At 54.6% G+C, this 9,303-nt stretch carries 13 protein-coding genes and 1 pseudogene; 12 read left to right on the plus strand and 2 right to left on the minus strand.

The annotated features are described in order from the left end of the window. Positions 1 to 212 precede the first annotated feature (212 nt). The gene (locus AB5Y68_RS18780) at positions 213 to 1,190 is read left to right on the plus strand and encodes an inovirus-type Gp2 protein (protein WP_234704010.1); all 978 of its coding nucleotides are present in this window, start codon (positions 213 to 215) and stop codon (positions 1,188 to 1,190) included. Positions 1,191 to 1,316: 126 nt separating this feature from the next. On the opposite strand, the gene AB5Y68_RS18785 is transcribed toward AB5Y68_RS18780, so the two are convergent. Then, on the minus strand, positions 1,317 to 1,661 hold the full coding sequence (locus tag AB5Y68_RS18785) for a helix-turn-helix domain-containing protein (protein WP_010673715.1): 345 nt from the start codon (positions 1,659 to 1,661) through the stop codon (positions 1,317 to 1,319). Between the two features lie 271 nt (positions 1,662 to 1,932). Between AB5Y68_RS18785 and AB5Y68_RS18790 the strand changes: the two genes are divergently transcribed. The 9 genes from AB5Y68_RS18790 (at position 1,933) to AB5Y68_RS18830 (ending at position 6,124) form a co-directional block, all read left to right on the plus strand. Continuing rightward, on the plus strand, positions 1,933 to 2,088 hold the full coding sequence (locus AB5Y68_RS18790) for a hypothetical protein (protein ID WP_010673716.1): 156 nt from the start codon (positions 1,933 to 1,935) through the stop codon (positions 2,086 to 2,088). A gap of 59 nt (positions 2,089 to 2,147) precedes the next feature. Beyond that, on the plus strand, positions 2,148 to 2,339 hold the full coding sequence (locus AB5Y68_RS18795) for a hypothetical protein (protein WP_010673717.1): 192 nt from the start codon (positions 2,148 to 2,150) through the stop codon (positions 2,337 to 2,339). Between the two features lie 130 nt (positions 2,340 to 2,469). Then, positions 2,470 to 3,033, plus strand: a complete 564-nt coding sequence (locus tag AB5Y68_RS18800) for a lecithin retinol acyltransferase family protein (RefSeq protein ID WP_039039181.1) — start codon at positions 2,470 to 2,472, stop codon at positions 3,031 to 3,033. Positions 3,034 to 3,068: 35 nt separating this feature from the next. Next, complete coding sequence (locus AB5Y68_RS18805; protein ID WP_039039257.1) at positions 3,069 to 3,494, plus strand: DUF2787 family protein; 426 nt, start codon at positions 3,069 to 3,071, stop codon at positions 3,492 to 3,494. 10 nt (positions 3,495 to 3,504) lie between these two features. After that, positions 3,505 to 3,915, plus strand: a complete 411-nt coding sequence (locus AB5Y68_RS18810) for a hypothetical protein (RefSeq protein ID WP_039039180.1) — start codon at positions 3,505 to 3,507, stop codon at positions 3,913 to 3,915. Positions 3,916 to 4,226: 311 nt separating this feature from the next. Beyond that, the gene (radC, locus tag AB5Y68_RS18815) at positions 4,227 to 4,724 is read left to right on the plus strand and encodes a DNA repair protein RadC (protein WP_010673722.1); all 498 of its coding nucleotides are present in this window, start codon (positions 4,227 to 4,229) and stop codon (positions 4,722 to 4,724) included. Between the two features lie 58 nt (positions 4,725 to 4,782). Further along, positions 4,783 to 5,145, plus strand: coding sequence for a hypothetical protein (locus AB5Y68_RS18820; protein WP_039039178.1), 363 nt, complete (start codon positions 4,783 to 4,785; stop codon positions 5,143 to 5,145). A 78-nt stretch (positions 5,146 to 5,223) separates the two neighbouring features. Then, positions 5,224 to 5,766, plus strand: a complete 543-nt coding sequence (locus AB5Y68_RS18825) for a hypothetical protein (protein ID WP_039039177.1) — start codon at positions 5,224 to 5,226, stop codon at positions 5,764 to 5,766. A gap of 1 nt (position 5,767) precedes the next feature. After that, entirely contained in the window at positions 5,768 to 6,124 is a 357-nt protein-coding gene (locus tag AB5Y68_RS18830) for a hypothetical protein (protein WP_039039176.1), read from the plus strand. A gap of 363 nt (positions 6,125 to 6,487) precedes the next feature. Here the strand turns inward: AB5Y68_RS18830 and AB5Y68_RS18835 are convergent, their stop codons facing one another. Next, on the minus strand, positions 6,488 to 7,414 hold the full coding sequence (locus AB5Y68_RS18835) for a DMT family transporter (RefSeq protein ID WP_052258794.1): 927 nt from the start codon (positions 7,412 to 7,414) through the stop codon (positions 6,488 to 6,490). Between the two features lie 51 nt (positions 7,415 to 7,465). Between AB5Y68_RS18835 and AB5Y68_RS18840 the strand changes: the two are divergent. After that, positions 7,466 to 7,726 (plus strand): annotated as a pseudogene (locus AB5Y68_RS18840) (transposase); the annotation flags it as partial. Positions 7,727 to 7,950: 224 nt separating this feature from the next. Beyond that, positions 7,951 to 9,297 (plus strand): IS110 family transposase, encoded by a 1,347-nt coding sequence (locus AB5Y68_RS18845; RefSeq protein WP_039041085.1) that lies wholly within the window; start codon positions 7,951 to 7,953, stop codon positions 9,295 to 9,297. Positions 9,298 to 9,303: the final 6 nt, after the last annotated feature.

Genomic DNA, 9,303 nt, shown 5'->3' on the forward strand with positions numbered 1-9,303 from the left:
ATTAAATAAAATGGGGTTTCCCTCTTATGTTTTCGTTCGGATATTTAGATGGAAAAATGAATGTATCGAACATTAGGTTTATTTATTATTTAGTTCAACACTAGTTATCTATACAGCCTCTCATATATAACCAATACCATTCCACTAATCGCCCTATGTACGCGTGTGTTTATCACACAGTGTAGGGTTACTCCTGCCTAAACGAGGTTATCATGTTTAACCCAGTCAGACTTTTAGATATCCTATCTATAACAGACCAGCTCCAAAATACAACGCTTCCTATTGTCAGGGCTGTTTATTCAGCACCAGATAAGTCACGCATCACTTGCATTGACCGTAGACTATCAACCAAACTCTTTAATGCGTTGGATACAGTGTGTGATTATTTTTATTGTCATGAGGAAATATCGTCATCGCATCCAACGATAGAGTTATTCCTAACGCACATGCGAGAGGTCTATGGATTGCACCTCATCCATGAGAGATATCTCGATAGTGATGTGGGTGACGAATTAGCCAGGGATATCAATAACGCGCTGTATGCTTTTCTAAGAGAGTTCAAGAGTAAGGTCCACCGTAAGCGCCTAAAGAACCTCAAACGCGTTGAATGCCGCAATCAGCTCAGTATAGAGACGTATGTTACTAGCCTATTCGACCAGCATGCCAAGCTATTAATCATCCGATTGGATATCGGCTATCGCAAAGCCTACTACGATCAGTTAACGTTAGACCTCGTGACGAATTACCTGCGATGTTACCTTCGTCGAGTACAGAACAAATATCCTGCATTGGTAGGCTATATCTGGAAACTAGAGTTTGGTGTTGATAGACATTTTCATACCCACATTACGTTTATTTTTAATGGGGCTGTTCACCAACGAGATATCTCGCTGAGTAGAACACTGGGGGAGCTGTGGGAGGATATAACCGACAATAACGGGAGCTATTTCAATTGTCAGATCAGGCGGGGGGAATATCTGGAATGGGGTACTGATGGGATTGGGATGGTCCACTACAGCGATACAGCCAAGCGTATAAACCTGATTAATGCACTGAGTTATCTGACCAAGCTGGATACGCAAATACTGGCGGTATTGCCAGCCGGTCGTCGGACCTTCGGGCGTATGGAGACACCATCGCGCCAACCTCGTCTTGGCAGACCTCGGTTAGTACTTTGTCGGTTCGATTGAAAAGAAACTCAGATAGATATCATCAGGGGACACCAAGCACAGATTGCTGTAAATCCGCATGGAAGGGCCATTGTATCCTCCTGAGTTTATCAGCATCCGTCAGTCATCTATGCGAACAGCAAGCCATTAACGTGCCAGTCTTGCCGCCAGCTTACCAACCACCTCCAGGACAAGCTCCCTGTCTGTTGTGTCGAGTTTGGCTAACTGTTGGCTAATCACCATGCCTTGTTCGGTGGGACGATTGCTGGTCTCACACAGGAAGTCTGCGAGATCACAGCCAAACAGCTGAGCCAGCTCAGCGAGCCGCACGACTGTCGGCACCACGAGACCTCTCTCCATTCGGGAGACGGCTTCCATACCTATTTTTAGGTGCTCAGCCACTTGATCTTGAGTCAGCCCTGCCTGGTGGCGTTGGCGTCCAATCGCTTTACCAACGCTCTTGGCAAGCTCTTCAAAGTTGATGTCAGTCATAAGTCCTCCAGTCAACCCTTATGGTTGACCATGGACTCATTGACATTAATGACTCAAAAGGTTGAATATCAACTAATTAGATCTATTTTTGAAATTTCTAGACCTAAAATGAATGGAGCTCACATCACAATCTAATACCTAATCTCCCACGGTGGCCTTTGTCATCTACCAGTGCATCCACTGGCAGCATGCTAGCCACACTCTACCAACCGACTTGGTATCTCGTCGGATGGCCCCCTATTGCCAACATCTTGTAACAGGAGAAATAAACATGATCATTCCACTGCTATGGTTCGGACTTGCCTTGCTGCTAGGCATTGTTGCCTCGAGCAACGGTCGCTCATTTTGGGGGTGGTTCATTCTCGGGCTGATCATCGACCCGATTTTGGCGGGATTACTCTACTGGTTGGTCTGTAGAGATCGCTGACAGCGCTCCATTGAGGTGCACTCATAGGTGGTCAAATTTACATCATAAAGGTTTGCGATATGGGAATTTGGAAAACACTAACAACGATTAATGGCAGCAGCCTAGGAGGCCTTATCATCAAGCTCATTTATAACGTGCCGCATATGAGCGACAAGATGATTGCTGATGTGGTGACAGGCAAAAAGTGGGCCCCTGAATTCATTAAACAGTTAGCAACCAAAGAGGGGATGAAGCGCTCGCTCAAACTGTAACATCTCTGGTTTTCACCGATGGATTAGTAAGAGTCCCTCTTTCCTGATCAACAGAACATCTCCCCTAAAGGACACCATGATGGTGTCCTTTTTGTTTATGCCGCTTTTCTTACAAAGACAAGGATTAACCATGCCATTACCACAACCGGGGGACCACCTCGTTTCACCCCGTGCCGGTTACCAGCACCACGGCCTCTATCTGGGGGACCATCAGGTCATCCACTACCAGGGGGTCAGTGCTGGTATACATTCCGGTCAGATAGCCATCACCACGCTTGCCGAGTTTGAGCAAGGGCGGGGCTATCGCATCCAGCACCATCGTTCGCGTGCCTTCAACCGGGAGGAGAGCATCGACCGTGCTTACTCCCGCCTTGGAGAGGCTCACTACAGCGCGCTCTTTAACAACTGTGAGCACTTCGTTCTCTGGTGTATCGAGGGCTTTCACTACAGCAAGCAGATTAACCAGCTCATTTCCACGGGGTGTATCGCACATCAGGCACATCGCACAGTGGCCCAGAAGTCCCCTCAGGCCGCCCTGTCTGGCATGGCCAGCAGCACGGCACTGAACCCGTCAGCGACTACCGCTGTGACCGCTGTAGTCGGTGCGTTGCTGGGGACCTCGGCCACCTCGCTGGCGGCCCCCTTGGCTGCCACCTACGGCCTCTATCGCGCCTGGCGCTGGTTCAGGGATTAACGGCTCTCACATTCGATACGAAAGGACACACCATGATGACCATGCCATTTCACCAGGCAGGGATGGCTCTGCCGATCTCGCCTGAGCTACCTGACTTGCTGCGCCGTGTCGTGCGGGAACAACAGCTCGACCTCACCGACCTCTCGACCCTGACCTTCAACTTTCGCAGCCCCGGCTACAGTGCCGAGACGGGTGGCGTCCATCCGGTAGAGCTGCGGCTTATTCGGGGATTGCACGGCTGGGTCTTCGATTACATCACCGACTTCAGTTATCAGGGGCTCGGCCAGGATGCAGAGCTCGGCAAAGAGCTCGACTTCAACCTCTCCTGTGATGAGCACTATCTGCAGGGCTGGGGACCACTGCCCGGCGTGGAAGCGCGGGAACTGTTTGCCCTGTGGCAGAGCAGTTTCATCGCCTATGGCCAGCTAGGGTATTTCACCGTCATCGTGAGTGGGGATTAGGAGGTGTGTGATGACTAACGAACTGCCGTTGTCCCACTACTCGTGCCAGTGGTTGGGACTGGTCGCCGCCAAAGCCAAACTGCAGCCGACTCGCCGGGGCGAGCGCTGGTTGCTGCATCTGACTCCTGGTAGCCCGAACGCCCGCACCGTCACCCTGCATCTACGTTGGTCTGGCATGCAGTGGCAACTTCTCTCCCTCACCAATGCTGAGGACTGGCGCACCATGAGCCAGCCGATAGATGAAATATGTGTGGATCCCACGCGCCGCTGTTTCTGGCGTAGCCAGGCAGGGCCCGTCCCGTTCTCTGATCAGCCCCGTGTACTGGGAGACTTTCTGAGCAACCTGCAGCGCACCTGTATCCATCACGGCTATTGCGTGGAGAGTGACCCCTTACCTCAAGAGGAGGTCGATGATGCCTAAAAAACCGATAGCCATTGATCCTGAGGTCATCAATCGGGAGGGAGAGACGCAGGTTGTAAGTGATAGTGGCCTAACCATTCAGTGCTACAGCGTATATCTGTGGGTCGTGGAAGCCTGCTGCCTTGCTCTGGCTAGCCTGCTGAACGTGTTGGCCCCAGAGTCGCTGATGCCGGCGAAGAGTACGCCAGCGTCGAGAGCCGGAGCTATTCCCAAAGCGACCTGATCTCCCCTAGGTGTGCCCCAATTACCTCTCTTTAACCCCGACATGCTATCTGCGTGTCGGGGTTTTTGTTTATTTGGAGAAACCCATAATGCGTTACCACAAACTCAAGGCTGGGGAATTCCCTGGCACCTATGTCGTTACCGAACCTGTGACCGAGCAAGACCTGCTGCATATGGCCAACCAGGTTGCCCGCAAGCGACTTGCCAAAGGTTCTGCAATCACCTCTCACCAGATGGCAGCTCAACGATTGCAAACCCTGCTTCAAGGACGAGAGCGGGAGACCTTTGCCGTGCTGTTTCTTGATAATCAACATCGCGTTATTGCCCTGGAGGAGTTGTTTCACGGGACCTTGACTGCTGCCAGTGTGCATCCAAGAGAAGTGGTCAAGAGAGCCTTGGCGCTTAACAGTGCAGCTATCCTCTGCTCCCACAATCATCCCTCTGGTTACCCGGAGCCCAGCCTTTCGGATAAGCAAATCACGGACGTCCTGCGCAATGCCCTTGCGCTAGTGGATGTCCGCCTACTTGACCACCTGGTGATTGGCGCCGAAGGGGTCGTCTCCATGGCTGAGCGTGGAATGCTGTAATCCATGTTCCCCCGATTCATCCCTTCTGGGTTTACATCAAACATCAAAGGAGCTCAGTATGATTGAGTTCATCGACAGCTTTAGTCAGGCCGCCGTGGCGGAAGCTATGTGTGTACATCCTGGGCTGGCCAAGCTCATCGCCCAGCAGTTGATGCTGCCAGGTTTCGCCTATGCCCACGATATCGAAGGGCGGCGTATCGGTAATCTGTTGGTCGCGCCCAACCCGGTGCTGTACAAGACCATGCTCTTTGTCAGTCCACGTGACATGTGTGAGCACCTGCCACGAGAGATTAGCTTTGCCCGCTTTCGTTGCCCCTGTAATGCAGCGGGCCAACCGGTCGGCGAGTGGCAACGGGTGATTGTCGGGGCCTACGTCAACCACGGCAGTAACGACACGCCGGATTGGAGTAGTCATACCTGAGTCACGGCCACCAGTACAAACAAGACCTCTAACAGCTCCTCACCCCGATGGGCTGTTTGCATTTTAAGGAACCCAACCATGCACGACCTGCGTGATTACAAGACCCTGACCGCTCGGCAGATCACCACTGCCATCGGTCAGCTGAACCACAACTCCGCGCCGAAGATAATGACCCACCTGGGATTGCGGGCCAGGCAGCCGCAACCACTCGGTAATGGCCGTAGTAGAGCCAAAGCCCTCAAGCTGCTGCGCAGAGTCAAGAAGGCTCACAAAGCAAGGCGTATCCCGTTCGAGCTCACTGTGACAGGTTGCCGCATCGACCGGGGTAGCCATCAGGCTGACCGCTACTACTACGACCGGACGCTACTGGCTCAAGGTTGGCAGCAATACGATACCGAGGAAGACGCCTGGTACTTCGGTATCTGGATTAATACCGAGAAGCTGGAGACTTTTACCTATGCCGAGGGAGATACCAGCCATGTGATTGCGCCGAACGTTGAGGCGTTTCGTGCCGAGCTGGCGCGGCTCTACCAGTACCACCCGCAAGCCCTGGCGTTTATCAGCATTGACCCGGAGGCGGGCGTTGTAACCCGCCACTTTGAACGCAAGCCGGAGGTGTGAAATGGCCAAAAATAACACCATCAAGGTGCCTGGCAAACATCCGCAAACCGGCGAGCTCACCACCTTTGAGCTGAAGGGCCAACGCATGGATATCGACATCGGCGGCCAAGCAGTGCCCTTTCTCATTCACGGGAGGGGCATCGGCACCTCGCTCACCCATATTCCGAGCGGCTACCGCATTGCCCTGCTCGGCGGCTGGCTGACCGCTCGTTACGCAATTCCTGAGAATAAGCCCAGCAGAACAGCCTGCGCCCAGATGGCCATAGACCGGCTGGTGGCCCAGTACGGCTCGCTGCACCTGCTGGACCGACTCAATTGCAAGCCGGTTATCAATGAGACGGCTAACTGCGCTCGTTGACGCCCGACTGTCTCGCTCATCAACAAACAACATAAAGGGCCAGCCCTCACAGGCTGGCCCTTTGCATCATTAGAGTCACCGAACATGACCCGTCTTATCACCGGACTCGAGGTGCATCGCTATGCCCCCGAGCTTAACAAACGGCATATGTGCAACCACCAGACCTTATCAGCCTCCGGTATCTCTATCATCAGATAAAACAAAGCACGCCTGTTTGGCAGCCGGGGCATCCGGTGATCATTACCGTGAGTTACCCTGACTACATCAATCTCTCCCGATTCTATCGGGGGTGACTGGCAAACCTGACCTAGCTCCCGGTACCACTAACCAAGCTGCGCCGGCGCCACAACGTGCCCGATACAATTATCGCTTCGACACGCTGGCGATGACGGCACTGGCAACAATGAGCGGGCAGGCGAACAGAAAACTCCAGCTCGGGATCTCAGAGAACAGCACCCCTCCCAGAAGCACCGACCAGAGCACCGACAGATACTCGAAAGGTGCAAGGGCTGAGGCTTCAGCATGGCGGAACGAAAGCGTCATGAGAATATGAGCGATTCCGCCTGACATCCCTGCCCCGATCAGGAGTCCCCATTGCCCAGCTGTCGGACAGCTCCAACCGAAAATCGCGGTGCAGAGGCCCGACAATGCCGATACGACTGTAAACCAGAATGCTATCGCTCCCGCCTTTTCGCCCGCTTGCGTCAGCCTGCGTACCTGCAAAAGTGCAATGGCGGTCAGCAGGGCGGTGACAAGCCCCGTCATAACGCCGAGTTCAGATCCCTCGGGCAGGTCGCCGCCAAAGGCCGGTACCACCAGTGCGACACCGCCTGCCAGGCCGAGCAGCACCGCCACCGCGCGGCGCAGGCCGAATCCCTCATGGAGAAATACCCACCCCATCAGAGCCAGCAGGACGGGCGAGAGATAGGAAAGCATATTCGCTTCGGCCAGCGGCAACAGCCGCAAGGTCGCGAAGGAGGTGAACATCGCCGTCGCCCCTGCCAGGCATCGTATGATATGGCCCAGCGGGCGATGCGTGGAGAGGCCATGTCGGAGATCACCGCACCACCACAAGAAGCCGACCAGCGGGATCAGCGCCAGCGCCGAGCGGAAAAACACGACCTGGCCCAGTGGAATGTCATCTCCCAAGGCCTTGATGCAGACAGCCATCAACGCGAATGCCAAAGTCGAAGCGATACGCAGCGCGATGCCAAACGCCTCGCGCGATTCGGCGGTGTTGGGTGGTGTGTTTGAAACAGCGGTCAATTTAGTCTGTAGTGGTCTAATCATCCCGGACACCGTTTTAGGTGGTACAGTCGCCACCATTATTTGAGGTGTTCAATGACAAGATTACGTCGCTCATTTACTGCCGAGTTCAAGCTGGAAGCCGCATCCCTGGTGCTCGACCAAGGCTATTCAGTCCCCGAAGCCAGCCGTTCACTGGATGTCGGCGAAACTGTGCTGCGTCGATGGGTTCAGCAACTTCAATCAGAACGAAGTGGCGCTACACCTGCTAACCGGGCGCTGACCCCTGAGCAGCAAAAAATTCAGGAGTTGGAAGCCCGCATCAACCGGCTTGAACGCGAAAAGGCCATTCTAAAAAACCGCCTCCCCGGCACTCCGTGGCCCATGGAATTAGAAACACGTCCACTACACTGACCTCACCGGACAGTGGTCGTCTGCTTTTTGGAGGCTGAGTCCCCGTCAAAAAACCTGACCCAGGGGAAGCTGCGGACCCGTGAGTGGTGGCACCTTGGTGACCCCGTTTAGGAATGTGATCGAATCCGAGTCCCCGTCCGGCACTATTTTGTGATGGAGGGGTATTCATGAAAAAGCACAACACTGAACACGGTTTACCGATCATCCATGCCTTCGCCGCGGGCATCGATATCGGTTCGCGGTTCCATGTGGTTGCGGTGCCCACCGCGCTCGCCGAAGAACCAGTGCAAACCTTTCAGGCTTTCACGGCAGACCTGGAGCGTATGGCTGCTTGGTTGGTCGAGCTTGGGATCACCACCGTGGCAATGGAGTCAACGGGCGTGTATTGGATACCCGTGTATGAGATCCTGGAGACCCATGGCTTACAGGTCATCTTAGCTAACGCCAGGGATGCCCGGGCCGTACCAGGGCGAAAAACCGACGTCAACGATGCGCAATGGATCCAGCGCCTGCATGCTTGCGGTCTACTGCGCGCCAGCTTCCATCCTGAGCGGGAGATCGCCGCGCTGCGCAGTTATCTGCGGCTACGTGAACGTCACCTCGATTACGCTGCGGCTCATATCCAGCACATGCAAAAGGTGCTCACCCACATGAATCTGCAATTGCAGCATGTGGTGAGTGACATCACCGGCGCCACCGGTATGCGGATCATCCGTGCCATTGTCGCAGGAGAGCGCAATGCCACGATGCTCGCCGCCATGCGCGACCTGCGCTGTCAGTCGAGCGTCGAAACTATCCAACGTGCGCTGGTTGGCAATTACCAGCCCGAGCATGTGTTTGCCTTGAGTCAGGCACTGGCCATGTACGACGCCTACCAGGCCCAGATTTCTCTCTGTGATGAACAGATTGCCCAAAGCTTGCAACAACTCTCTCGTGGAAAGCCCCGCCCCAGCGAAGCGCTACCCAAGCCTCGCCACCGTACCCGGCAACCGAACGCACTCAACTTCGATGTGCGCACCTTGCTCTATCAGCTGGTCGGTATCGATCTGACTCAAATCCATGGCATTGGCCCTTACCTGGCACTGCGTCTGGTGGCCGAGTGTGGAACGGACCTGAGTCGCTGGCGAACGGCCCAACACTTCACCTCCTGGCTGACACTGGCTCCGGGCTGCCGGATCAGTGGCGGCAAGGTGTTGTCAGCTCATACTCGCAAGACCAAGAATCGAGTGACCGCCCACTTACGACTGGCAGCGGTGACCATTGGCAGAACAAATACGGCGCTGGGGGCATTCTATCGACGGTTGTCGGCGCGTATCGGCAAAGCGAAGGCTGTCACCGCCACCGCGCGCAAGATTGCGGTCTTGTTCTACAACGCAATGCGTTTTGGTATGGAATATCAGGATCCCGGCGCCGACCACTATGAGCAGCAGTACCGCGAGCGGGTGGTCAAGGGATTGCACCGGCGGGCCGCCGAGTTTGGTTTCACCCTACAGGCAATCGAGGATGTTTCTTAGGAAGGC

The sequence above is a fragment of the Aeromonas sp. R6-1 genome, from assembly GCF_040908165.1.
GTDB lineage: Bacteria > Pseudomonadota > Gammaproteobacteria > Enterobacterales > Aeromonadaceae > Aeromonas > Aeromonas caviae.

Bases quoted from the DNA above. Each gene is read 5' to 3' on its own strand.
- AB5Y68_RS18845 (WP_039041085.1), top strand. From the start codon at position 7,951: ATGAAAAAGCACAACACTGAACACGGTTTACCGATCATCCATGCCTTC.
- AB5Y68_RS18835 (WP_052258794.1), bottom strand. From the start codon at position 7,414: ATGATTAGACCACTACAGACTAAATTGACCGCTGTTTCAAACACACCA.
- AB5Y68_RS18795 (WP_010673717.1), top strand. From the start codon at position 2,148: ATGGGAATTTGGAAAACACTAACAACGATTAATGGCAGCAGCCTAGGA.
- radC (WP_010673722.1), top strand. From the start codon at position 4,227: ATGCGTTACCACAAACTCAAGGCTGGGGAATTCCCTGGCACCTATGTC.
- AB5Y68_RS18785 (WP_010673715.1), bottom strand. From the start codon at position 1,661: ATGACTGACATCAACTTTGAAGAGCTTGCCAAGAGCGTTGGTAAAGCG.
- AB5Y68_RS18820 (WP_039039178.1), top strand. From the start codon at position 4,783: ATGATTGAGTTCATCGACAGCTTTAGTCAGGCCGCCGTGGCGGAAGCT.
- AB5Y68_RS18810 (WP_039039180.1), top strand. From the start codon at position 3,505: ATGACTAACGAACTGCCGTTGTCCCACTACTCGTGCCAGTGGTTGGGA.
- AB5Y68_RS18805 (WP_039039257.1), top strand. From the start codon at position 3,069: ATGACCATGCCATTTCACCAGGCAGGGATGGCTCTGCCGATCTCGCCT.
- AB5Y68_RS18800 (WP_039039181.1), top strand. From the start codon at position 2,470: ATGCCATTACCACAACCGGGGGACCACCTCGTTTCACCCCGTGCCGGT.
- AB5Y68_RS18825 (WP_039039177.1), top strand. From the start codon at position 5,224: ATGCACGACCTGCGTGATTACAAGACCCTGACCGCTCGGCAGATCACC.
- AB5Y68_RS18790 (WP_010673716.1), top strand. From the start codon at position 1,933: ATGATCATTCCACTGCTATGGTTCGGACTTGCCTTGCTGCTAGGCATT.
- AB5Y68_RS18780 (WP_234704010.1), top strand. From the start codon at position 213: ATGTTTAACCCAGTCAGACTTTTAGATATCCTATCTATAACAGACCAG.
- AB5Y68_RS18830 (WP_039039176.1), top strand. From the start codon at position 5,768: ATGGCCAAAAATAACACCATCAAGGTGCCTGGCAAACATCCGCAAACC.